Source organism: Bacillus sp. 3103sda1, from assembly GCF_024159135.1.
In the GTDB taxonomy this organism is placed as follows: Bacteria; Bacillota; Bacilli; order Bacillales; family Bacillaceae_G; genus Bacillus_A; species Bacillus_A rhizoplanae.
On sequence record NZ_JAMYWS010000001.1, the window covers coordinates 1931717 to 1956820 of the forward strand.

25 protein-coding genes are annotated in these 25104 nt (G+C 35.4%); 21 read left to right on the forward strand and 4 right to left on the reverse strand.

What is annotated here, in order from left to right; all coding sequences use genetic code 11:
• Window positions 1-167 precede the first annotated feature (167 nt).
• The 3 genes from NKR74_RS09665 (at window position 168) to NKR74_RS09675 (ending at window position 4152) form a co-directional block, all read left to right on the forward strand.
• Complete coding sequence (locus NKR74_RS09665; protein WP_253629380.1) at window positions 168-1037, forward strand: polysaccharide deacetylase family protein; 870 nt, start codon at window positions 168-170, stop codon at window positions 1035-1037.
• Between the two features lie 81 nt (window positions 1038-1118).
• The gene (locus NKR74_RS09670) at window positions 1119-2123 is read left to right on the forward strand and encodes a polysaccharide deacetylase family protein (RefSeq protein ID WP_253629381.1); all 1005 of its coding nucleotides are present in this window, start codon (window positions 1119-1121) and stop codon (window positions 2121-2123) included.
• 31 nt (window positions 2124-2154) lie between these two features.
• Complete coding sequence (locus NKR74_RS09675; protein ID WP_253629382.1) at window positions 2155-4152, forward strand: DUF3880 domain-containing protein; 1998 nt, start codon at window positions 2155-2157, stop codon at window positions 4150-4152.
• A 54-nt stretch (window positions 4153-4206) separates the two neighbouring features.
• Here the strand turns inward: NKR74_RS09675 and NKR74_RS09680 are convergent, their stop codons facing one another.
• Window positions 4207-5004 (reverse strand): lipid II flippase Amj family protein, encoded by a 798-nt coding sequence (locus NKR74_RS09680; RefSeq protein ID WP_253629383.1) that lies wholly within the window; start codon window positions 5002-5004, stop codon window positions 4207-4209.
• 221 nt (window positions 5005-5225) lie between these two features.
• Between NKR74_RS09680 and NKR74_RS09685 the strand changes: the two genes are divergently transcribed.
• The 5 genes from NKR74_RS09685 (at window position 5226) to NKR74_RS09705 (ending at window position 9990) form a co-directional block, all read left to right on the forward strand.
• Window positions 5226-5882 (forward strand): HAD family hydrolase, encoded by a 657-nt coding sequence (locus NKR74_RS09685; RefSeq protein WP_253629384.1) that lies wholly within the window; start codon window positions 5226-5228, stop codon window positions 5880-5882.
• Window positions 5883-6082: 200 nt separating this feature from the next.
• The gene (locus NKR74_RS09690) at window positions 6083-7279 is read left to right on the forward strand and encodes an iron-containing alcohol dehydrogenase (protein ID WP_098311079.1); all 1197 of its coding nucleotides are present in this window, start codon (window positions 6083-6085) and stop codon (window positions 7277-7279) included.
• A 222-nt stretch (window positions 7280-7501) separates the two neighbouring features.
• Window positions 7502-8941 (forward strand): GntP family permease, encoded by a 1440-nt coding sequence (locus tag NKR74_RS09695; RefSeq protein WP_253629385.1) that lies wholly within the window; start codon window positions 7502-7504, stop codon window positions 8939-8941.
• Between the two features lie 138 nt (window positions 8942-9079).
• Window positions 9080-9553 carry a tRNA (N6-threonylcarbamoyladenosine(37)-N6)-methyltransferase TrmO gene (gene tsaA / locus NKR74_RS09700; protein ID WP_253629386.1) on the forward strand — a complete coding sequence of 158 codons (474 nt, stop codon included), beginning with the start codon at window positions 9080-9082 and terminating at the stop codon, window positions 9551-9553.
• On the forward strand, window positions 9550-9990 hold the full coding sequence (locus NKR74_RS09705; RefSeq protein WP_253629387.1) for a GNAT family N-acetyltransferase: 441 nt from the start codon (window positions 9550-9552) through the stop codon (window positions 9988-9990). The genes tsaA and NKR74_RS09705 overlap by 4 nt, the downstream gene beginning before the upstream one ends.
• A 178-nt stretch (window positions 9991-10168) precedes the next feature.
• Here the strand turns inward: NKR74_RS09705 and NKR74_RS09710 are convergent, their stop codons facing one another.
• On the reverse strand, window positions 10169-10714 hold the full coding sequence (locus NKR74_RS09710; RefSeq protein ID WP_253629388.1) for an HAD-IIIA family hydrolase: 546 nt from the start codon (window positions 10712-10714) through the stop codon (window positions 10169-10171).
• A gap of 369 nt (window positions 10715-11083) precedes the next feature.
• Between NKR74_RS09710 and NKR74_RS09715 the strand changes: the two genes are divergently transcribed.
• The 5 genes from NKR74_RS09715 (at window position 11084) to NKR74_RS09735 (ending at window position 15186) form a co-directional block, all read left to right on the forward strand.
• Window positions 11084-11794 carry an ABC transporter ATP-binding protein gene (locus NKR74_RS09715; RefSeq protein ID WP_253629389.1) on the forward strand — a complete coding sequence of 237 codons (711 nt, stop codon included), beginning with the start codon at window positions 11084-11086 and terminating at the stop codon, window positions 11792-11794.
• On the forward strand, window positions 11787-13049 hold the full coding sequence (locus NKR74_RS09720; RefSeq protein WP_253629390.1) for an ABC transporter permease: 1263 nt from the start codon (window positions 11787-11789) through the stop codon (window positions 13047-13049). The genes NKR74_RS09715 and NKR74_RS09720 overlap by 8 nt, the downstream gene beginning before the upstream one ends.
• A 374-nt stretch (window positions 13050-13423) precedes the next feature.
• Entirely contained in the window at window positions 13424-13999 is a 576-nt protein-coding gene (locus NKR74_RS09725; RefSeq protein ID WP_253629391.1) for a YpjP family protein, read from the forward strand.
• A 134-nt stretch (window positions 14000-14133) separates the two neighbouring features.
• Window positions 14134-14763: an HAD-IB family phosphatase gene (locus NKR74_RS09730; protein ID WP_253629392.1), complete on the forward strand. Its 630-nt coding sequence runs from the start codon at window positions 14134-14136 to the stop codon at window positions 14761-14763.
• Between the two features lie 30 nt (window positions 14764-14793).
• Entirely contained in the window at window positions 14794-15186 is a 393-nt protein-coding gene (locus NKR74_RS09735; RefSeq protein ID WP_253629393.1) for a VOC family protein, read from the forward strand.
• A 133-nt stretch (window positions 15187-15319) separates the two neighbouring features.
• On the opposite strand, the gene NKR74_RS09740 is transcribed toward NKR74_RS09735, so the two are convergent.
• Complete coding sequence (locus NKR74_RS09740) at window positions 15320-16777, reverse strand: serine hydrolase (protein ID WP_253629394.1); 1458 nt, start codon at window positions 16775-16777, stop codon at window positions 15320-15322.
• A gap of 269 nt (window positions 16778-17046) precedes the next feature.
• Here NKR74_RS09740 and NKR74_RS09745 point away from each other — a divergent pair, with 269 nt between their 5' ends.
• The 5 genes from NKR74_RS09745 to NKR74_RS09765 all read left to right on the forward strand — a co-directional run bounded on the left by NKR74_RS09745 (window position 17047) and on the right by NKR74_RS09765 (window position 22527).
• Entirely contained in the window at window positions 17047-18003 is a 957-nt protein-coding gene (locus NKR74_RS09745) for a thymidylate synthase (RefSeq protein WP_253629395.1), read from the forward strand.
• A gap of 20 nt (window positions 18004-18023) precedes the next feature.
• A complete protein-coding gene (locus NKR74_RS09750) occupies window positions 18024-18506 on the forward strand; it encodes a dihydrofolate reductase (protein WP_253629396.1) in 483 nt (160 codons plus the stop codon).
• Between the two features lie 271 nt (window positions 18507-18777).
• Window positions 18778-20772, forward strand: a complete 1995-nt coding sequence (locus NKR74_RS09755; RefSeq protein ID WP_253629397.1) for a penicillin-binding transpeptidase domain-containing protein — start codon at window positions 18778-18780, stop codon at window positions 20770-20772.
• A gap of 286 nt (window positions 20773-21058) precedes the next feature.
• Complete coding sequence (locus NKR74_RS09760) at window positions 21059-21694, forward strand: FMN-dependent NADH-azoreductase (RefSeq protein WP_253629398.1); 636 nt, start codon at window positions 21059-21061, stop codon at window positions 21692-21694.
• 113 nt (window positions 21695-21807) lie between these two features.
• On the forward strand, window positions 21808-22527 hold the full coding sequence (locus tag NKR74_RS09765) for a lysophospholipid acyltransferase family protein (RefSeq protein ID WP_253629399.1): 720 nt from the start codon (window positions 21808-21810) through the stop codon (window positions 22525-22527).
• A 140-nt stretch (window positions 22528-22667) separates the two neighbouring features.
• Here NKR74_RS09765 and trhA read toward each other — a convergent pair whose 3' ends face one another.
• Entirely contained in the window at window positions 22668-23324 is a 657-nt protein-coding gene (gene trhA, locus NKR74_RS09770) for a PAQR family membrane homeostasis protein TrhA (RefSeq protein ID WP_253629400.1), read from the reverse strand.
• 193 nt (window positions 23325-23517) lie between these two features.
• Between trhA and tatA the strand changes: the two genes are divergently transcribed.
• From tatA to NKR74_RS09785, 3 genes are all read left to right on the forward strand, one after another.
• Window positions 23518-23682, forward strand: coding sequence for a twin-arginine translocase TatA/TatE family subunit (tatA, locus tag NKR74_RS09775; protein WP_230575744.1), 165 nt, complete (start codon window positions 23518-23520; stop codon window positions 23680-23682).
• A 129-nt stretch (window positions 23683-23811) separates the two neighbouring features.
• On the forward strand, window positions 23812-24567 hold the full coding sequence (tatC, locus tag NKR74_RS09780; RefSeq protein WP_253631122.1) for a twin-arginine translocase subunit TatC: 756 nt from the start codon (window positions 23812-23814) through the stop codon (window positions 24565-24567).
• Window positions 24568-24722: 155 nt separating this feature from the next.
• Window positions 24723-24974 carry a DUF2535 family protein gene (locus NKR74_RS09785; protein WP_141524979.1) on the forward strand — a complete coding sequence of 84 codons (252 nt, stop codon included), beginning with the start codon at window positions 24723-24725 and terminating at the stop codon, window positions 24972-24974.
• The last annotated feature ends 130 nt before the right edge of the window (window positions 24975-25104 follow it).

Consider the following 25104-nt stretch of genomic DNA (forward strand, 5'->3'; position numbering starts at 1 on the left):
CTTTAAAAGTTTTTCATAAATATATTATGTTTTTAGAAACATATAGTATAGGACAAGCACGCAAAATAATTGAAGATGTGTTCATGCATAGAAAAAGCTGGTACGGGAACCGTGAAATAATCATATGATAACGAGGAGATCTATTGAATTGAATGGGAGAATAGAAAATGTACATGAGTTTAGAGAGCCAATTTGCCGACTTTTATAACAGAATTATAGAGATGAAGAAAAAGTTTGATAGCGAGCCTATGGACGCCAACTTCGTTTCAGGTGAGATGATAATCCCCGCTTATAATGGGCTTAAGATAAATGTAGAAAGATCACTAAATAACATGATAAAAGATCGAAAATGGGATGAATCATTGCTTGTTTATGAGGAGGTTACACCAAAGGTTCTTATTTCAAGTTTACCGCCAGCACCTATTTTTTTCGGGAATCCTAACAAACCAATGGCTTCTATCATGGTGAATGTAGCATGGAGAAATGAAAATATTCCCACTTTGTTAGATATTATGGAGGAAGCTCAATGTAAATCTACCTTTTTTCTACAAGGTGGATGGACTCATAAATTTTCTGAGCTAGCAAGAAAGATTAAGAATGCTGGACATGAAATTGGAAGTCATGCCTATTCACATCCGGATATGAGAGGCCAGACACTAGAATATATTGAATGGGAATTGAAGAAGACTAATCAAGTAATCTATAAGGAACTTGGAGTAAGACCTAAGCTTTTCACTCCTCCATCCGGTGAGTTTGATGAGAGAGTAATTAGAACGGCTATCAAAGAAGGAATGTATACTGTTTTGAGCTCAATTGATACACAGGACTGGAAAATGCCGCCTCCGGAAGAAATGGTTCATCAAGTTAAAACCAACGTAAAAAGGGGTTTCCTCATTCTCATTCATCCTACAGAATCTTCTGTACAGGCATTGCCTGAGATGCTAAAAGCGATAAAGGATAAAGGATTAAAAATTGTGACAGTAAGTAATCTCCTTTCACCACATAGAGAGGTAATTGACCGTTATCCAGAAGTTTAATCTTAACATGGAGAAATCAAAGATATATTGTCATTTGAACAGAAAAAAATTTAAATTCATACCTCAAAAGGGAGAAATGATATGAAAGTAGAGAATGGGACAATTTTCGTTGACGGCCAACCGATAGAAACAGATTATTGGATCATAAATGGAAGTATCCTCGTTCCTGCACTTTTTTTAAAACACACAGGTGCAGCTGTAGATTTTGATAATAAAAAATATGCCGCGTTTTTTTACACGAAAACGTTATTTCTTGGTTTATTTAACTTTCAATCAGACGGCTGCTTTGTTATGAAAGGAACGAACAGTTTTCAGCAAGGGTCCCTCTGTACCCCTTTAATGGTAATAGAGGAACAAATGTGTGTTCCCTTATATGAAGTAGCTCAAAAATTAGGAATGACAGTTTGGGAGAATCAGAAGATTTCAAGAGTTTATGTAATAACCAATACTTCTTCGATGTTGAAACCTACAATTTATCATAAAGGAGTAGGAGATAAGAAACAAGTAGCTCTATCTTTTGATGATGGTCCTGATGATGTATATACACCAAAAGTTTTAGATATTCTATCTAAAAAGAATGTACGAGCTACTTTTTTTGTTGTAGGGAAACAAATAAGATTGTTTCCGGGAATGTTAAAACGCATCGTTGTGGAGGGACATGCACTTGGAAATCATAGTTGGAGCCATCTGAAGTTTCCAGAATTAACTACATCTGAGTTGAAAAATGAAATACAACGGACAAATGAAGAAATCACTTCAGTTACAGGGTATAAGGCTGAAATCGTACGGCCTCCATTTGGGCTCTTTACAAATAGTGATCTACACATCATTGACGACTTAAGTTTAAAGTTAATCCTATGGTCGGTAGATACGCTCGATTGGATGGGCTTACCAATGGAGCAAATCATTTCGATTGTCATGAGAGATGTATCACCAGGTTCAATTGTACTACAGCATTCACTCAATCTATTGCCGCTGGATGGAACATTAGAGGTCCTTCCTGTGCTTATCGATAATTTGGTTAGTCAAGGGTATCAGTTTGTGACCATTCCGGAGATGCTGAAGGATACTACGCCTTATTTATAACGAATTAATTACTTCTTGAAGGGAGACATAAATGCGTATCTTATTTTTAGAAAGTCATCCAATGTGGGTTTACGGATTACCAAATGGGTTTCGCGATGCAGGCTATGTAGTGGAAGTTTCGGGACTCCTTGATGATCAAAATTTGGATAGACTGATTTCTGATTTTCAGCCCGATTTAATTATTACGATGGGCTGGGGGCCGGATAATGCATGCCTAAAAAAACAAGAAAAAATTCGCGCTAGTGTGGAAAAAGCTAATGTTCCTCATGTTTACTGGGCAACTGAGGATCCTACATCTACAGAAATTTTTTCGATACAGTATATCGAAAGAACGAGACCAGATTTTGTTTTCACTATTTGCAAAGACAGGGTGGGGTATTACGAAAAACGGGGAATTCCTGCCGCACATTTAGATTTTGGATACCATGAGAGTGTTCATTTTCCTGTGGAAGCAGACGAGAAATTCCGTGCGCCTGTGGCGATTGTTGCAAATGCTTATCCTAAAAAGCTTAGTTATTTTCCTGATCATTACCGCCATGAATCTATGAAAAATTTAATCACACCATTAGTGAAAGAAAATATTAGAATCGATTTTTATGGAAACTATTGGGATGAAATGGGTCCGGTTTTAGGTGTGGATATTCCAGAGGATTGGATTCGGGGATATATTCATTACTCAAATGCTAATAAAGTGTATAGTTCAGCTGAAATCGTTTTAGGCCTGCAAAATCTCCCAACGCAACTTACTCAACGTACCTACGAAATTCTCGCATCCGGTAGTCTTCTATTAACAAATGACACCCCAGAAATAAATCGTCTATTTATCCCCGGAAAAGATTTGCTTATATCTCGTTCCCCTGAAGAAACAATCAATATTGTCAAGGAATATTTAGGAAACCTTGAAAAAGGAAGGGAAATAAAGAAAAACGGAATGGATGCAGTTAAAAACCACTCCTATCAAAAGAGAGCTGAGTATATGATTGATATCTTAACTCGGCAAGGCTTGTTCAAAGGGAAAAAGAAATCCTATCAGTTAGTAAAGGAAAAAAGAAAAACCTTTCAGAAAGGTGGATTTGAAGTCTATACCATACGTAATGGCGATACGCTGTTCAGTATATCTAAAGAATTCGATATAGGAATAGAAAGTCTCAAATTGCTTAATGGATTGACTTCTGATGCTATTGATGCAGGATTTTTATTAAAAGTAAGAAAACTTTCATCTCAGAAGAACGAAAAATCTTCTATTTCCTCAGATCAATTTAACTTGTATACGATTTGCCATGGAGAAACATTAGGAAGTATCTCCAAAAAGTTTGAGATTCCAGTTCAACAATTAAAAGAGGACAATAACTTGCACTCAGACTTGATTTATGCAGGGCAACTATTGAAGATAGACAGTCAAAAAGCAATAGCCAAGTTCACTTCTTCAGTGCTTATTTCGAAGGGTCTTGGAAATGAAAAAATGGTCTCACTCACATATGATGCAGGTGACAGTGCTGAGGAAACAGAAAAAATTCTAGATGTTTTAAAAAAACATGGAATCCAAACAACCATGTTTTTAACAGGAACCTGGGTTGGGAAATTTCCAGAATTGGCTAAACGCATACTTGCAGATGGGCATGAAATAGGTAATCATTCTTATAGTCATCCAGATTTAACTAAACTATCCATTCCTATGATTATGAGTGAGTTAGCAAAAACAAAAAAATGTTTTGAAACTATACTTGGACAAAAAGGGACTTCCCTGTTTCGACCTCCTTATGGATATTGGAATAAAGATGTTTTAGAAGCTGCTAGCAAAGTGGAATATCCTTACACGGTTTATTGGAGTTTAGACACAATAGACTGGAAAGAACCGTCGGTTGAGACAATTGTCAGCCGAGTTATGGGAAGTATTAAAGAACAGGATATTGTGTTATTTCACCTTAATGGAATTCCGACAGAAGAAGCATCTGATATTATTATTTCACAACTGAAAAATCAGGGATATTCTCTTGTAAGAGTAAGTGATTTGTTGCGTAATTATTAAAAAACAAAAGGTTCTTCTACATAATTAAGAAGAACCTTTTTTACAACTTTACTTTCAATTCGTAATCGAAATAATCCACAATATCCAATTAGCACCTGGTACAAAAAGTACTTGGGTAAGTAATGTTCCTAAAAACCTGGAAATCATGAGCCATCCATACATTTTTCCCATTGTTTCTGTTCCGTTCTCTTTTTGGAGAGCTCGTTCGGTTAATAGAGCGATTCGTGGGTCTAATAGTACAGTTAATAAGATTGTTGCAAATCCGTTAACGAGACCAGAAGCCGTACTTGCATTCGTTGCGTAAGCTGGATTTAAAAAAGAGGCGTATAAAGCAGAAAGAACACCTGCTGTATAAATAGCAGTAGCAAACATATTAATGAGCATAATTCGCTTTGGGATACCGCCAATCCGCATCCGATGAATCATTTCCAATTTTGGAAAACGGACATATTTTTTTGTGTATTTTAGTTTTTGAATGTTATTTGTTTTCATCATGCGAATGAAAGAACCGTCTGTTTCAAAGTTTTTAATCACATAGCTAAATAGTTTTGTCAGAGTCGGATACAAAAAGATGGCTAGTAATGTACCGATGGAAGCGGCTAATAAAATAAGACGAATAGTTCCTTCTAAATTGATAGAAGCGTCTTGCTTTGCTTGATCGACGATACCGCCAAGCAAAAAAGCTTGGAGTAAGTTAGATGTTCTCGCAACAAGTAACACGATTCCAACTACAGATAAGGAAACAGCAATCTTTTTTAAGCGAATGCCTGCAAGGCGGATACTATAAGAACTTGTTTCTACTGCATGAATGATAACTGTAAAAACTACTATAAAAATTAATTTTGTTGTCATATGTATTCACCATCTATTACAAATTGGAAAATAAATCTAATCATACATGATGAGAAGGGTTTTGTACATCTTGATTTTTTGTTAGATGGCGGCTTGTGGGTAGTTTGTTAACAGAATATTTACATTTAAATAATTATTTTGTAAAATAGTGAAGATTGTAGCTAGGATGGTAAGGGGATGGGGATGAAAATATATTACAGTAACCGAGCGGAGGGGAATAAATGTATACAACTTTTTTATTCGACTTAGATGGCACATTAACAGATCCAAAAGAAGGTATTGTAAACTCGGTCACATATGCGTTAAGAAAAATGGGGATAGATGAGCAAGATGATAAAAAATTACTATCTTTTATCGGCCCGCCAATTCAACATTCGTTTGCTAGCATATATAGAATGAATGAAAAACAAGTAGCAGAAGCAGTAACGTATTATCGTGAATATTTTCAAGATAAGGGAATGTTTGAGAATCACGTATATGAACACATTCCTAGTGTTTTAAAAGATTTAAAGAATGCAAGGAAGCGTTTATTTGTGGCAACGTCTAAGCCAACTATATTTGCAAAACAAATTTTAGAGCACTTTCAACTTGCACATTATTTTGAAGAGATTGTCGGTAGTAATTTAGATGGTACGCGTATTGCAAAAACGGACATTATTCAGCATATTTTACATACATATCATGATTTAAAGAAAGAACATGTGGTTATGGTAGGCGATCGAGAGCACGATATAATTGGAGCGCAGCAAGCTGGAATTGATTCTATCGGAGTAATGTATGGATATGGTAGTAAAGAAGAATTAGTGGCAGCGGGAGCTACTCATATTATTGAAGATGTAGAACATATAAAGAGGTTTCATTATGTGTTAGAACAGTAATAGATTGATTAGATTTGTTTGGAAAGACAAGGTCGTCACCTTGTCTTTTTTTGTATAGAGATGTTGTAAAAAAATGACTATATTTGGGATTTAAAAGAGGGATTTTAGTTGCGAAGTGGAATTGTAAAGGTAGTTTGTTATGTAAATTGTTTTTTCTAGCATAGCTAGTTTAGGGATGAAAAAAGAAGGAGGGGGTATATTTGCAAGGAGTTTCAGAATTTCGAGTGCCTGAGACAGTCTTATATGGAACAAATGCATTAGAAAAACTAGGAGAAAGAGCTATTCAGTATGGTAAGAAAGCATTAATAATAAGCGATTCTATTATGAATGAGCTTGGTTATGTAGAAAGGTGTAAGAAAATGTTAGCATCACAAAAAATAGAAGTTGTGACTTTTATTGATGTGAATACTGAGCCGACAGATGAGCATGTAGTAAAAGCATTATCTGTTTGTAAAAAGAATGAATGCGATCTTGTTATAGGACTTGGCGGAGGAAGTTGTATTGATGTTGCAAAGACCGTTGCTGTTATCGCAACAAACGGAGGGAACATTGGGGAATACGCTGGTAATCAATATCCGATAACAAAGGTACCTCTATCTCTTATTGTTATTCCAACGACTGCTGGAACAGGATCTGAAGTTACGAGTGCAACTGTTATTACAAATACAAGCACAGATGTAAAAATGATGATTAAGCACCCAAGTTTTATACCTCAAGTAGCTATTGTGGACCCATTATTAACGATGTCTACTCCATCTCATGTAACAGCTGCAACAGGAATAGATGCGTTATGTCATGCGATAGAGGCATATATTTCTCGATTGTCACAACCTCTTACTGATATATTTGCACTTTCAGCAATTGAAAAGATTATGAAATATCTCCGTATTGCTTATGAAGATGGCCAAAATGTAGAAGCTAGAGAGCAGATGATGCTTGCCTCAATGGAAGCGGGAATTGCTTTTACAAATGCGTCTGTAACACTAGTTCATGGAATGTCCCGTCCTATCGGGGCAATGTTTCATGTTCCTCATGGTCTATCAAATGCGATGCTCCTTCCAGCAGTATTAGAGTTTACGAAAGATTATACAGTGAAACGTCTTTCTGATATTGGGCGTAAGATCAGACCTGATTTGAAAGCGTTATCAAATGAAGAGTTTGCAAATATTACTGTCAATGAAATAAAGCATCTTTGTACAGATTTACGTATTCCAAATATGAACGAGTATGGAATACATAAGGATGAATTTGAACTGGTTATAGCAAAGATGGCGAAGGATGCGCTTGCAAGTGGGAGTCCAAGTAACAATCCTCGTATTCCTTCGTATGAAGAAGTGATTGAATTATATCGAATTTGCTACGATTATAACTTTGTAGATCGCGAAGAAATTGTGTAAGAATAAAGTGAAACTTCCATCAATGGGGGCTTTATCCCTCACTGATGGTTAGTTGAACTAATCGGGCTTTTACGGACAGTTATCCCCCACCTATCTTCTTCGCTTTTCTTTGAATCTTGAGGTGGGGGTCTTACTGTCCGTTAATGCGGGATAAAATCAATTTATGTTAAATAAACTGAAAATTCTATAAAAATTTCCTTGGAAATTACAAAGGAGGAACGTATGGAATTAGTAATTATTTTATTAGCACTTAGTATGCTAATGTTTGTAGCATATCGCGGATTTTCTGTCATTTTATTTGCTCCGATTTGTGCTCTGTTTGCAGTTTTGTTAACAGAGCCGACTTATGTATTACCTTTTTTCTCAAATATTTTTATGGAGAAAATGGTTGGCTTTATTAAATTATATTTCCCTGTATTTTTACTAGGAGCGATTTTCGGAAAAGTAGTTGAAATGTCAGGAATCGCAGAATCTATCGCAAAGACAATTATCCAAATTGTTGGTGTGAAACGGACTATACTTGCAATTGTATTAATGGGAGCTATTTTAACATATAGTGGTGTCAGTGTATTTGTTGTGGCATTTGCTATATTTCCGTTTGCAGATAATTTGTTTCGTGAGGCAAATATTCCTAAACGTTTGATTCCTGGTACAATTGCGCTTGGGGTTCTTACCTTTACAATGGATGCACTTCCAGGAACACCGCAAATTCAAAATGTTATTCCGACAACCTTTTTCAAGACAGATATTTATGCCGGTCCTTTCTTAGGAATTACAGGAGCTATTTTTGTTTTCATAGTCGGTATGGTGTATTTGGAAAGACGCCGTCGTAAAGCAGAAGCGCAAGGCGAAGGGTATTATGGATTTAAAGATGGAAATGCTGAAATGGCAGCATCCATCGAAGCGGAACAAAACGTAAGACCGTCAATCCAAACGGTTGATATTACACCACTTCGTCAAGTGCTTGCCTTCGTTCCACTTATTTTAGTAGGTGTGATGAACAAATTTTTTACAATTGCTATTCCAAAATGGTATCCAAATGGTTTTGATTTTGCATCTATTGGTTTAAAAAGTTTTGGGAAAGTAGAACTGTCTGGAGTACTTGGGGTGTGGTCAGTAGAATTAGCACTTGTAATTGGCATTGTAACAACAATTCTTTTAAATTGGAAGCGTGTATTTGTAGATTTTCAAACTGGGTTAAATGCAAGTATTGGCGGAGCATTACTAGCGGCAATGAATACAGGTGCAGAGTACGGATTTGGTGGCGTAATTGCAGCGCTCCCAGGATTTGGGGGAATTCGTGATAGTATTTCAACAACTTTTACGAATCCGCTTGTTAATGGAGCGGTTACGACAAATGTGCTTGCAGGTATAACAGGATCGGCTTCTGGGGGAATGGGAATTGCATTAAGTGCAATGTCTGATAAATATATTGCAGCTGCAGAGCAATTTGATATTCCATTAGAAGTTATGCATCGTATTATTGCGATGGCATCAGGAGGAATGGATACATTACCGCATAATGGAGCTGTTATTACATTACTTGCAGTAACGGGATTAACGCATAAACAATCGTATCGTGATATTTTTGCACTTACAATTATTAAAACTGTTGCGGTATTTGTTGTAATTGGCACGTATAGTTTAACAGGTCTTGTATAATATTCAGAAAGAAGAGAGAGTTAAGTGCTTTCTCTTCATTTGTTTACATAATATTATTATGTAAACAAATGTATTATTCATGGAAAGTATTCAGAAAATATATTATAATGTAAGTGGTTACAAAAAGGGGGGGATACGATGTTTTCGTTACAACCGATCGCTTTTGTACATAATGAACGAATCAATATAGAAGATGATTTGTGGGGCGAAATAGAATCTATTATTGAATTGATAGAGCCGTATACAGAAGAAAGTTTACAAGGGATTGAACAATTTTCACATATTGAAGTTATTTTTTATTTTGATAGAGTGACAGATGCTAACATTCAGTATACGGCAAGACATCCTCGTAATAATGAACAGTATCCGAAAATCGGTATTTTTGCACAGCGGGGGAAAAATCGTCCGAATAAATTAGGTGCTACGATTGTAAAAATAGTACGAAGAGAAGGAAAACGATTAGTTGTACAAGGGTTAGATGCGATTGATGGTACCCCTATTTTAGATATGAAGCCAGTTATGAAAGAGTTTTTGCCAAGGGAAGAAATTAAACAACCGAACTGGGCAACGGATTTAATGAAGAACTATTGGAAAGGAAGCGAAGAGAAGTGAAAATATATCAAGCATCTATGGAAGACTTACAAGGAGTAGCATCATTATTTAATGAGTATCGTATGTTTTATAGACAAGATTCTAATATAGAAGAAGCAGAACAATTTTTACATGAACGTTTAGAGCAAAACGAATCAATTATTTTTGTAGCAGTAGAAGATGGGAAGTACGTAGGGTTTACGCAGCTATATCCTTCTTTTTCTTCCATTTCTATGAAAGAGTTGTGGATTTTAAATGATTTATTTGTGCAAAAAGATGTGAGAGGAGCTGGAATAGGGAAACAACTGCTAAAAGCAGCGGAGCAATTTGCATTGGAGACAGACGCAAAAGGGCTAAAACTTCAAACTGAGGTTGATAATGTAACAGCGCAGCGTTTATATGTAGAGAACGGTTATATAAGAGATAGTCGTTATTTTCATTATGAATTAAATTTGTAAAAATCCATATATGACTAGTGATACATAACCAAGCATAGGACGATTCAGTCTCATAACATATGAATATATAGAGACAAGCATTTCATAGAGAAATCGTTTTAGTATTTTCATCGTTGAGGTATGCAAGGGCGAATAGAGTATTTAAACAGCAATGCCGTTTTAAATGGCATTGCTGTTTTTATTTTGATATAGGATGTGTAAAGAGCCAAGAAACAGCGTCCTCTAAATTTTCTGCAATATAATTAGCTTCCATGTTCGCCCATTTATGACGATATGTATGCAGGGCGTCGTATCCAGCACCTGTTTGTACTAAAATTGTTGTTGCGCCGACTTTTATACCTGCAACGATATCACTCCAGCGATCGCCGATTATAACACATTTTGTTAAGTCAAGATGATGTTTTTTCGCCGCTTGAAGAAGCATTCCTGTTTCCGGTTTACGACATAGGCAACCATCATTATGCCTGTGTGGACAAAGAAATATGTCGTCAAAACCGAATGCTGTTAATTCCTCAATAAAGTCTTCCTTTGTTGCTTTGCCATCAGCTATACCAGGTTGGTTTGTAAAAGAAAATAATTGTATATTTTGTTCTTTTAGCTTATCTAGAGTCACCTTAGTAAATGAAAATAACTGAAATTCCCCAGGATAATGAATCGTCGTATCACCGCCGATTGTACCGTCACGGTCGATGAAAATAGCTTCGATGCTTCGTTTATTTGTCATAGTATATACCCTTTCTCTTTGTTTGCTAGAAGTGTTTTAGGTTGAATAACAAAAAATTATTTTGAACTCAAAATATAAAATATTCTACTATCAGTATTGTTTTCCTGCATATAAAGTGAAACTTCCATCAGTGGGGGGCTTCATCCCCCCACTGATGGTTAGTTGAACCAATCGGGCTTTTACAGGCAGTAAGATCCCCACCGATCTTCTTCGCTTTTCTCTGAATCTTGAGGTGGGGATCTTACTGCCCGTTAATACGGGATGAATTGCATCTTTGTTACGTTTAAGCTTAAAAAGTATTTTCATTGAAAAATATGTTATTATTTTCATAGGAATTTTTTGTAATTTTATATAGAGAGAGGGATATCTTTGCTGCAAGTTAATATAAAATCGGCTGGATACGAAGCTGGAGAGCAAACGATACATAATATTGCTTTTTCAATTGAAAAAGGTGAGCTTGTTGCTTTAATTGGTGCAAACGGTGCAGGAAAGAGTACAACAATAAAATCGATTCTTGGATTATTAGCGCATATGGAAGGGGAAATTTCGTTTGGAAATAGAAAGAATCCGTATGCATATGTACCTGAACATCCGACGTATTATGATTACTTAACATTATGGGAACATATTGAATTATTGATGGCTGCCAAGGATGTTGAATTAGGAAGCTGGGAAGTACAGGCAGAAGAGTTGTTACGTACGTTTCGGATGGACAAGCATAAACATGAGTATCTATCGAAGTTTTCAAAAGGAATGAAACAAAAGTCGATGCTTATTTTAGCTTTTTTAACAGAGCCAGACTTTTATATTATTGATGAGCCGTTTATTGGTTTGGATCCGACAGCAACTCGTGATTTTCTCAATTTTTTGTATAAAGAAAAGGAACGTGGTGCGGGCATTTTACTGTGCACACATGTGCTAGATACAGCAGAAAGAATATGTGAGCGTTTCTTATTAATTTCAGAAGGAACTTTATTTGCAAATGGAGATTTACATAGTATTCAAACACTTGCTAACATGCCAGAAGGCACATTGTTAGATTGTTTTGATGTGATTGTAAGGCGGGAACAACATGATTAGAAAACTATTTTATAAAAGGTTGTTTCATGAGGTAAAACGAAAGTGGAAAGCAGTACGCTCTGTTGTCGATTGGACCATCGCATTATACTTAATTGTTCCAGCACTTGTATTTAGCTGGATATATTATGCTTCACTTTGGAAGAATGGACCGACACCTGAAGATGTATTATATTGGTCTGTCGGATTTCTTGTGTTTTATGTAGCGACATTTTCAAGAAGTGTACGCTCATTTTTAGAACAAGCAGATAGTTTGTTTCTAATTCAATTTCCATATCATATAAAACAAATGATGAAATATGGTATGATCTATTCTTTTTTCCGTATTTGTTTCACGAGTGCACTTATAACCATACTGTTTCTACCAATCTTTTTGAAAAGCTTAAAGGGAACTGGCGTACAAGCTTTTTTCTGTTTTGTATTTTTGATTTGTTTTCGTTTCACACTTGTCCTGCTAAAACGTTATATTGATGTTCGATTCCATAAGCAGTGGCAAGTGATGATCATAAAAAATATTCTCTTTTTTGTAGGGATTGTATATATAGGTATAACGTGTAGATACGTACTACAACAGTCTTTTTATACGTTTTTTTTCTTTTTGCTTCTCTTTACCATAAGTTTTTTCTTAGTAAAGGAAAAACTGCACTACCATCGCTTCTTCTTTAAAGAAATTGAAAAAGAAAAAGGAGAAGAAATGAGATGGACAAAGCAAATTATGACACTGGGAGGCCAAGTACAAAAACCTACAAACGCAGCGAAGCCGTGGTTATTTCCGCGCTCTAAACGTATATTAATAGGAAATAGCAATGATGCTAGAATCATTGAAGCTTTTTTAAAGGAATATTTTCGTTCGGGTGATGCTGGTGGTTTTTACATTCGTATCATTCTTGTTAGTGCAAGTTCGATTTGGCTTACACCATGGTGGGTTGCTGCAATCGTTATTTTGTTTGCGTTATTTGCAATATTTCGTTATTCAAGTGATATATGGAAAGTTTTCTCTGGAAAATTATTCTTACAGTTATATTGTTCAGAAGGGAAAAAACTATGGCTTTCACAGAGAGCGAAGGGATATTTATTTTTGCCAGCTTTATTTGTGTATGGAATTGTTACACTAGCGCAATTTTACGTCATGGTTGCTGGAATTTGTGCAGGAGTTGCGATCATAATAACAGTGTGGATTTTATTTATTCCACACAAAAGGGCAGTAAGACTTCCTCCTCAAGACTATGAGCAATTAAAGAAGCTAGGTGAGGGATAAATGTTTGTAAGAGCTAAATTAGCGTCATTTTATCATTAACAAAAAAGAGCTATGTAGCTCTTTTTTTAATCCGTAATTGACACATACATAAAATAGATGAGAACACAAATGCTTATTGCTGAAAAGAGAAAATCAAGATTCAAAAGGAAAACCTCCTAGTAAAATCAAAGAATAATACTTATTGTATGAAATCTTACTATTCCATATTCAAATCATTACAAATAATATTAACGTTAATACATTTATAAAGTGCAAAAATTGGCATCATTTTGTATAATGGGAGAAACAGTTATAAAGTGAAACTTCCATCAGTGGGGGCCTACTGCCCGTTAATGCGGGATAAAAACAGAAGCAAAGAAAGGGAGGGATGCAAAATGCCAAATTGGATGAAAAAGACACTTGTCGCGTTAATTACTGTATTTACATTTGGATTAGTAACACCTCCTTCTGCACTGCTTGATAATGCAAAAACGGACAAGCCTACAAAACAGCAAAATCTAGAGCGAACACCGTATACATTGGATGAAAAACAAAATGAGATAAGTTCAGAAGCATTTCTCTCTTATGCGATAGATGAAGCAGAGCGGCAATCAATGGAGAAATTTGGATCGAAAATTGGGCCAGTAATTGAAGATGAGTTTAAAGGTGTTGTATTGCCGAAAATAGAAGAAGCAATTGCAGAACTTGCAAACGATACACCAAAAGATTCATTACAGTCTTTAGCAATTTCACAAAAGCCAGCTGGTGGGCAACATGAAAAGATTTTTCATGTTTATGATACAAAAACAGGGGGTGACTTACTGCGGTTTCACGTAAGACGAGATCATCCGCCGCAAGATGGTTATTATTTTAATTTTCATTATCATCGTTATGAAGATGATTTTATAGCACATCACGAGCTTGGTGATATTTATTGGAATACGAATACACCGCCGCAATGGCTTTCATAGGAAAAAAGAACAAGGATATATACCTTGTTCTTTTTTTGTAGATAAAGAGAAAGTAAATAAAAGGTAATATCAATTTGAAAGAGAATTCATAAATATAAAGAATATAAAAGTAACGATAACAAGGAGCATTCGTAATGAATAAATATATTATTTTTGATTTTGATGGTACGTTAGTGGATTCTAAAGATATCTTTATTCCTATTTTCAATGAAATAGCAGAGAAACACCGTTTTAAACAGGTAAGAGAAGAGGATGTTGAAGCATTGCGGAAGTTATCAATTCCTGAGAGGTGTAAATTGCTTCACGTGCCTCTGTATAAAATCCCTATGATAGCATTAGAGTTTTATAAATTATATCAACCATCGATCTCAAATCTTACTTTGTTCGATGGAATAAGAGATGTTTTGCAGACGTTGAAAGAGAGCGGCTTTGAAATTGTCATTGTATCCTCGAACGCTGAGGAGCATATTCGGGAATTTTTACGTCATAATGAAATTAATTTTATTCATGATGTTTTTTGTTCTAATAATATTTTTGGAAAAGATAAAGTGATAAAGAAATTTTTAAAAGCAAATAAACTACAAAATTCCGATGTGATTTATGTTGGGGATGAGCTTCGTGACATTGTATCTTGTAAGAAAATTGGTGTAGAAGTGATTTGGGTAAGCTGGGGCTATGATGTAATAGAAACGGTACAGGCTGAATCTCCGAATTATATTGTGAATGTGCCAAAAGAAATTGTAACTGTCGTACATTCGAAGTAGAAAGTTGGTAGGAAAGGGAGCAAGGGGAGTATGCCGGAGAAAACGTTTGAACCAGGTATTCACCATATCGAATTTTGGGTCGCAAACTTAGAGAAATCTATTGAATTTTATCGTCAATTTTTTTCTATTATTGGCTGGAAACAACTAAATGAAACAGCTTTTAGTACAGGGAAAACAGAAATATATTTTAAAGAGATTGGTGCGGAACTTGTGCGAACGTTAGGCCCAAGGCATATTTGTTATCAGGCAATGAATCGGTCTGTAGTTGATGAAGTAGCACATTTCTTACATAATGTTCGTGCCACAATCATTCGCGGACCAATAGAAATGAAAGAGTATTCAGAAGGATATTATACAGTTGATTTTTATGATCCGAACGGTTACATATTAGAAGTTGCATATGCGCCGAATATGGAGATGTAAATTGAATATCTGAAACACTTGCATCTCTTACTATGTAATGAGCCGAATTACAAATAGGATTGTTTAAAGGCAAAGAGCGCTGCACAAAAGTCAGCGCTCTTTGTTTTGGAAATAAACCTTACTAATAGAAATTCTATTTTCCTATTTTCGTAAACAGTAGCGGCTTTGTACTTAACGTTGCTGGTAGGTGCAGTTTAAGCTCGTTTAGTTCACCTGCTGTATTCATCTCATAAGAAATTAATATGTTCATTTCCATTTGGAAAACATTCCATTTCGTGCTGAACATATCATAGTGATGATGTTTCATTTCAATATCAAATGAGGCAAATTTTAAGTATAGAGTTTCATTTCGTTTGTGTATTTCGATTGTGCCGTAAGCAGGATGTTCGAACGTTCCGATATAATCTTTTAATGGATGTGAAAGAACGGTTTCCTTTACTTGTGGTAGCGGCTTGTTCATTTCTTTCATTATTTCATTAAATTTAGCTGTATCTTCTATTGCACGTTTATGCCAATCAATTGGTTCTAATCCAAGTAATTCATCATAAATTTGATGCGCAAGGTAAGATGGAAGTAACGTATGACCGGAATTCGTTAACACGACAAGCCCAATATTATGTTCTGGCATAAAGGATACAAGTGCCGAGAATCCATCGATATTCCCGCCATGATGGATTTCTTTATGTCCGCGATAGGCGCTAATAAACCAGCCGAGACCGTAGCTGTTTAATGGGCATTCCGGCATAGCAAACATTGGTTCATCTGGAATTGGGATATACGGTGTATACATTTGTTGGAGCATGTCCGGCATAATAAGTTCATGTTCACCAACTTTTCCTTTATTTAAATGAAGTAATACCCATTTTGCCATATCTTCTATATTAGAGTTCATACATCCAGCAGCACCAATTGTATCAATTTTACAGAAAGGTACTTCTGTTATGTTCCCATCTTTTTCGATGTAAGGAAGTGCGTGATCATCTGATTTTTGTGAAGTGGTAACAGAGAAGTTCGTACGTTCCATCTGAAGCGGGTCTAAAATATGTTCTGTGACATATTGTTCCCATGTTTGATTTGTAATGTTTTCAGCAATATAACTAATCATGGCATACATTAAGTTGTTATATAAAAATGCCGAGCGAAATGGTGCATCTAGTTCTAAGTGGCAAATTTTTTCAGCGATTTCTTGTCGAGTTAAAGAAGAGATATACCATAATGTATCATGACGACTGACACCGGTACGATGAGATGCTAGGTCACGAGCTGTAATTTGTGCGCTTGCTAGCGGATCATGAAGTGAAAAAGTTGGAATGTAAGTTTGCACAGGTGTATCCCAATTAAATTTTTGCTGTTGTGCGAGTAAACTTAAAGAAAGTGTACCAAATGCTTTTGTCGATGAACCAATTGCAAATAATGTTTTTGATGTAACTGCTTTTTTATTTTTTGTATCACGGAACCCATAACCTTCTGAGAATACTACTTCTCCATTTTTTACAATAGCGACTGCAGCTCCAGGAACGTTTAAATCTTTCATCATGTTTTTGATTGTCGTATGTAATTTACTTGTAAGAGGCAGTTCAAGTTTTTGCATAGTATAACCTCCACTCATATATTATTTACTTCCGCACTATAGTTTCTTGAAAAGGATAGGAAAAACCTTTTTCTTTTTATGGGTAATATTGACAAAAGTATGTCAGATTTTGAAGATGAAAAAATTTTTTAATACGGTGTTCTGTACGTGTATTCTGTATGAAAGAGTTTTTTACTAAAAAGGCCGTGTGAAATTCAAATGCATATATGATAAACTCCATATAGGAAAAAATAATGTTACATAAAGCAATTGTGAAAGAAGGTTACTTGATGAAACACGCAGAGTATGAATATTTAAATATGTGCCGTCACGTCATGGAAAACGGTACGAGAAAAGAAGATCGCACTGGTACAGGGACAGTATCTGTATTTGGGTATCAAATGCGCTTTGATTTAAGTCAAGGTTTTCCGTTACTTACGACAAAACGTGTGCCGTTTCGTTTAGTAGCGAGCGAACTTCTTTGGTTTATGAAAGGTGACACAAACATTCGTTACTTGTTGCAGCATAATAATAATATTTGGAATGAATGGGCGTTTAAAAATTGGGTTGAGAGCGATGCGTATACAGGTCCAGATATGACAGATTTTGGACTACGTTCACAGCAAGATGAAGACTTTAATAAGCAATACGAAGAGCAAATGGAATTGTTTAAAACAAAGGTGTTAGAAGATGATGAATTTGCGAAGCGTTACGGTAATTTAGGAGATGTGTACGGGAAACAGTGGCGTGCATGGAAAACAACTGCTGGAGAGACGCTTGATCAATTACAAGATGTAATTGACATGATTAAGAAAAACCCAGATTCCCGCCGTTTAATCGTGTCTGCATGGAATCCAGAAGATGTACCAAGTATGGCACTACCACCTTGTCATACATTATTCCAATTTTATGTGGCAGATGGGAAATTATCTTGTCAGCTATATCAACGCAGCGGTGATATTTTCCTAGGTATTCCGTTTAATATAGCTAGTTATTCTTTATTAACACATCTAATTGCGCATGAGTGTGGATTAGAAGTGGGTGAGTTTGTTCATACAATTGGTGATGCACATATTTATACAAATCACTTTGAACAAATAGAAAAACAATTAGCACGTGAACCACGTTCATTCCCAACGTTAAAGCTAAACCCAGATGTGAAATCTATTTTTGATTTTGAAATGAGCGATCTTATGTTAGAAGGATACGATCCACATCCAGCAATTAAAGCACCGGTAGCTGTGTAAGCGAAGATAGGAGGATACATATGATTTCATTACTTGTAGCAATGGATAAAAATCGTCTAATCGGTAAAGAAAACCAATTACCTTGGCATCTTCCAGCAGATTTGGCGTACTTTAAAAAAGTAACAATGGGCCATCCGATTATTATGGGAAGAAAAACGTTTGAATCAATTGGAAGACCTTTACCTGGTAGAACGAACATTATTTTAACTCGTAACAAAAATTATGAAATGGAAGGCTGCGAAGTTATCCATTCTATTGATGATGTACAGAAATTGGACGAGCAAATGAATGAAGAAATTTTTGTCATTGGCGGAGCAGAGATTTTTAAAGAAGTTCTTCCATTTGCAGATCGCTTGTATATTACGAAAATTGAAGAAGTATTTGAAGGTGACACATTCTTTCCAGAAATTAATTACGATGAGTGGAAAGAAATATCTGTAGAACAAGGCGTGACAGATGAGAAAAATCCATATACGTATGCTTATCATGTGTATGGTAAATGAAAATAAAGTGGGAGAGAAGATTGGTGTATTACATACCAATCTTCTTTTGTTGTTGTCTTTTCTAAGTACACTCCACAATTTTGTGTCCTCTCCTTTTTGTTTTTATACTAAGAAAACGAAAAGTAAAAACAAATCCTTATATAAAAATTTTCTGAATGTTATAATGATAATATAAAGAACGACGCATATTGCGTCGATTTTTTATTGGGTGAATTTTATAAAATTGGATTTTTATAGTATGATAGTATCGAAATATAAAGGAGGGGAAAATGTGAAAAAGATATGGGGAATGCTTTTTATTTTTTCAATGCTATTCATAGTAGGCTGCGGAAAAGAAGAGAAGCCAGAGCAAGCGATGGATACATATGTAAAAGCATGGAATGAGCAAAAGTTTGATGAAATGTATGAACAGTTATCGAAAGAGGCAAAGCAGTCGATTACAAAAGAAGATTTTGTAAAAAAATATGAAAACGTTTATACAGGAATTGCGGTGAAAAATTTAAAAGTAGAAGCAGTAACGAAAAAAGAAGACAAAAAAGATGAGAAAAACAATGCGAATGTACCTTTCAAAGTAAGCATGGATACAATCGGCGGGAAGATTACGTTTAAAAATGATGCAAAGCTTGTGAAAGAAAAGGATGGAGATAAGGATGTCTGGAAAGTTGATTGGAATCCATCATTTATTTTTCCAACTATGAAACAAGATGATAAAGTACTTGTTCAATCATTTTCGCCAAAGCGTGGTGAAATTTATGACAGGAATGGAAGCGGATTAGCAACGAATGGGAAAGCTTCAGAAGTTGGAGTTGTGCCTGGAAAATTAGGTGAATCAGCACAGCAAACAAAAGAAACATTAGCAAAATTATTACATATGCCGGTTGAAGATATCGAAAAGAAATTAACAGCAAAATGGGTACAACCAGGCTACTATGTTCCACTTTCTATTTTACCAGAGGATGCAAATGAAAATGATTACATATCTATGCCTGGTGTAGCGATACGTACAGTGAATGTTCGTACATATCCTTTAGGAGAAGCTGCGGCACATTTAACTGGCTACATGGGGAAAGTGAATGCAGAGGATTTAAAGAAATTAGCAGACAAAGGATATAAAGCCGATGATCCTATTGGAAGAACAGGTCTGGAAAGTGTTTTTGAAGATAAACTTCGCGGTGAAAAAGGCGGACGTGTTTATATTGCGGATGCGAAAGGAAAAGAATTAAAAGAACTTGCTAAAAAAGAAGCGAAAGATGGCGAAAATATTACACTAACGATTGATGGAGGTTTACAACAAAAAATTTATGCAGAAATGAAGGGCGAAGCGGGTTCAAGTGCAGCAGTGCATCCACAAACAGGAGAAACATTAGCTCTTGTAAGTAGTCCATCATACAATCCAAACGCTATGATAAGAGAGTCAGCAAAAGCAGAACGAGATGCTTGGAATAATGATCCGAAAAATCCGATGACAAATCGGTTTACACAAGTATACGCACCCGGTTCTGTTTTTAAGCCAATTACAGGCGCCATTGGTCTAGAAACAAAAGTACTGAATCCAAAAGAATCTCTTAACATTGATGGTTTAAAATGGGCAAAAGATTCTTCTTGGGGTAACTATTATGTAACGCGTGTCAAAGATGTCAATCCAGTTGATTTTGAAAAAGCAATGATTTATTCCGATAACATTTATTTTGCACAGGAAGCATTAAAAATTGGTAAAGATAAGTTTATGGAAGAAGCGAAGAAATTTGGGTTTGGTGAAAAGTTACCGATTGAATATGGATTTGCAACTTCGCAGATCGCAAAAGATGGTATAAAAAATGATATTCAACTTGCTGATACAGGGTATGGTCAAGGTCAAGTTTTAATGTCATCTCTTCACGTTGCATTATCTTATGCGCCAATTGTGAATGAGGGGAATATTCCATCTCCACATCTTTTAAAAGATGAAAAGCAGGTAAAGGCGTGGAAGGAAAACGTGGTATCAAAAGAGAACAGTGATATTTTGAAAGATGCTTTAATAAAAGTTGTGAATGACCCAGAAGGAACAGGTAAGATTGCAAAATTAGATGGTATTACGCTTGCTGGAAAAACAGGAACAGCGGAATTAAAAGAATCAAAAGAAGCAGATGGTAAAGAGTTAGGGTGGTTTGTTGCATTTGATGCAAATTCTCCAAATATGGTTGTGGCAATGATGATTGAAGATGTAAAAGGTAGAGGTGGAAGTAGTATTCCGGCTGAGAAAGTCAAACATGTGTTTCAAAAGTGATGGACAAAGAGCTATTTCATTCATAAGTGAGGTAGCTCTTTTTTATCCCGCTATAGGCAGTCAGATCCCTTTGTTAATAGCTTTCCGTAATTCAGTGATGAATTTCTTTCACTGATGAAAGTCTCGCCCAATATGATTATTTACTTACGAAAAAAAAGTAACTATTTTTATTGACAGATAAACAGTAATTATATATCATTACTTATGTAAGGTAAGTAATTTATTTTTTAACAAAAAATCTTGAATTGAAGATATTAACGAAGAGAAAAAAGGGAGAGAAATAAACATGACAAAAGTACTATTTATTACAGCAAATCCAAATCCAGCAGAAGTATCATTTGGTATGGCAGTAGGAGAAGCATTTATTGAAGCTTACAAACAAGCGAATCCACAAGATGACGTTGTAACAATTGATTTATTCCATACAAACGTACCTGCAATTGATGGTGAAGTGCTTGCTGCTTGGGGGAAACTTGGGGCAGGAGAAGGCTTTGAAACATTAAGTGAAAGCCAACAACAAAAAGTTGCAGCAATGAGTGGGAACTTAGAAACATTTATGCATGCAGATAAATACGTATTTGTAACACCAATGTGGAACTTAAGCTATCCACCAGTTGTAAAAGCATACTTAGATAACTTATCAATTGCAGGTAAAACATTTAAATATACTGAAAATGGTCCAGTTGGTTTATTAGAAGACAAAAAAGCGCTTCATATTCAAGCAACAGGCGGCATTTACGCTGAAGGACCATACGCAGCAATGGATTTTGGCCGCAACCACTTAAAAGCGATGTTAAATTTCATGGGTGTAACGGATGTAGAATATATTGCAGTAGAAGGTATGAGTGCAAATCCTGCACAGGCACCTGAAATTAAAGAACAAGCAATTGAAAAAGCACGTGAATTAGCAAAACAATTCTAATCTATCATATTATAAAAAATGTCCAAGCGCTTGTCGTTTGGACATTTTTTCTTCTTTTTCCTTCGTTTGTCTAGTATAATGAAGTACGGAATTACAATATGTGGGGGTTCTATATGATTCAAACGTTTTTTAAAATTTTGTACTTAATTTTAATAGTAATTGGTATTACGCCAAGAATGTGGCGTATAAAACGAAAGTTACATACACTATCGCCGCAAGAAAAAGATCGTCTGGTATATAAAACAACAAATTGGTTTGGCAAGAAGATGGTTCATGTAGCTGGATCAACAGTACAAGTGAATGGACTTGAAAATGTACCACAAGATAAGCCAGTGCTAGTAGTAAGTAATCATCAAAGTGATATGGATATTCCTGTTTTACTAGGTTATTTAAATAAGCCAATTGGATTTGTTTCGAAAGCGGAAATTAAAAAATTTCCACTTGTATCAACATGGATGGAATTGATGAACTGTGTATTTATGAATCGCAAGGATCGCCGTCAATCTTTACAAGCTATTAAAGATGGAATTGAGCTGTTAAAGCAAGGACATTCTATCGTTATTTTTCCAGAAGGAACTCGTAGTAAGGGAAATGGAATGGGAGAATTTAAAGCTGGTAGTTTCCATCTTGCTGTAAAAGCAGGTGTAGCGATTTTACCAGTAACATTGGACGGAACTTATAAAATGTTTGAAGCAAACGGTAATCGAATGAAGCCGGCGCATGCAACAGTCACAATTTCGAAACCAATTACAGCAGAACAATATCAAAATATGGATATTAAAGAATTAACAAAATATACGCAAGATATTATTGCGGGTCAGTTAAAAAAATAAGTAGAAAAGGTCTCAGCTATAAAAGCTGAGACCTTTTTTCTTCCGCTATTTGAGGTCAGTAATATCCTCACCTCAAAATTCAGCAAAAGCAAAGAAGTTAGGTGGGGGGAAGAGAATCCCCCACTGATTAAAGTTTCACTTTATGCTACAGGTAATACATAGAATAACACGCAGAAAAACATCATCGCACTTCCGCCTAATACAAATACGTGCCAAATTGCATGATTGAATGGTAGCTTTTCCCATAAGAAGAAGATGGCGCCGACAGAGTATAAAATTCCACCAATTAATAATAATGAGAAGCCGCTACCTGTTAAGCTTTCATATAACGGCTGAATGGCAACAATGATGAGCCAGCCCATAATGACATAAAACAAAGTTGATAGTTTAATAAAACGACGTACAAAAAAGATTTTAAAGACGATTCCGGCGATTGCTAGTGTCCAAATGATTGCGAGTAATGTCCAGCCCAGTGGTCCGCGTAGTGTAACGAGTAGAAATGGTGTATATGTGCCAGCAATTAATAAATAGATGGCAGAATGATCTAAGATAGTAAATAACTTTTCTACTTTTGGGTGATGGATACTATGTAATAGCGTTGAACATAAATAAAGTAAAAACATGCTCACACCGTATATAGTAAACCCTACAATTGCCGATGCTGTTCCGTACTTTGAGGCATGGATAATTAAAATAATTAACGCAGGGATACTTAAAATGGCGCCGATGCCATGTGTAATTGCATTTGCGATTTCTTCTTTAACAAACTGAGTCATTCGAGTCATCTTTTGAGTCATGTTTCGACTCCTTTCTTACGTAGTAAAATGAGGAGTGCAGTTTCTTTCACCATATCATATACAAAAGAAATAGGAAATGAAAATTGTATAAAAATTATATTTTCAATTTTTTTTGACAAAAGGCAATGGATACATTGACGTTTACAAACTTTTCTGACAAAATGAAATTAAGTGAAAATAAGGGGGAAGCAGTATGCCGAATATTGGGTTTCCAGGATTGATTTTAATTTTAATTATAGCATTAATTATTTTTGGTCCAAAAAAATTACCGGAAATTGGACGAGCATTTGGAGAGACCTTAAAAGAATTTAAAAAATCTGCAAAAGGTTTGCATGATGATATAGATGAGAAAAAATGAAGGGAAACATCTATCAGTAAGGGGGATTTCCTGCTGATTGCTAGTTAAACTGGACGGGTTCATACGTCCGGTTGTGAGGGATAAAAGATGTGAGAGAGTTTCTTGCATCTTTTTCTAGTGACCAAGGAAATGGGTGAGGATATGAACGATCACGAAATGAGCGTAGTAGACCATCTTGGTGAGTTGCGGAAACGACTCATTATTACAGCAGTAACATTTTTATTTTTCCTTATTATTGGTTTTTCTTATACGAAAGAGATCTATAGTTTTATTGTCAAAGATCTACATATGAAACTAACAGTTCTTGGTCCGAGCGATATTTTATGGATATATTTTGTTATTGCGGCTGTGTTTTCGATTGTATGTACGATTCCAATCGCAGCCCTGCAGCTTTGGTTATTTGTCAAGCCAGCATTGCTTCCGCATGAGCAAAAAATGACACTTTTATACGTACCAGGATTATTTATATTATTCATTGGTGGACTATGTTTCGGATATTTTATTATTTTACCATTTGTACTGCAATTTTTAGTTAGTCTTGGTGATGAAATGTTTCAAACAATGTTTACAACAGAAAAGTATTTTTCTTTTGTTATGAACATGACCGTACCATTTGCTGTGATTTTTGAATTACCCGTTGTAACCATGTTTTTAACGAGTATTGGGATTTTAAATCCAGTAGCACTACAAAAGATTAGGAGATACGCGTATTTTATATTAATTGTAATTGCGGTATGCATTACACCACCGGACTTTATTTCAGATTTCTCTGTAGCAATTCCATTGTTAGTAATTTATGAATTAAGTATTACGATGTCAAAAATTGTATATAAAAGAAAAGTAAAACGAGAATTGCAATCCTCATCGAAAAGTGCCTCTTTATGACGGGCACTTTTTTTATTTTTTTGTTATACTATTAATGTAAGCGTATACAATATAAAGAAGAAAAAAATTAATGCTTCTCCAAAATTTAGACAAACTTTTTGTCTTTGTCGGTTTATACTAACATTATAAATCAAAAAAAAAAGAGGATTGATATCGTGATTATGAAGAGTTTTTATTTTACTCATCCAACAGGAAAATGCGTAAAGGTGGTCGAAATCCCTGTGCTACAAACACAGCACCCATTAGCGTTTCAAATTCAGTCGCGTCTTCAGCTCTTTATCTCCAAAATTCAAAAACAAAAACAACCAAGGTTTTCGTACTCATTTCGAGAATATTTGCGAAGTTGCTTAAAATGGAATGATTATTCAAATGTATATGAAACAAACACGTTAGAAAAAAATGCATAGAAAAATTCGAGACAGAGTAAATGCGCTCTGTCGTTTTCTTTTTAGTCATAAAAAGTGAGGATTTTGTCGGAAAATTATCTCAAACTGTTGAAAGCAATGGGAATACTAGTATAATAACAGGGAGAGCGTA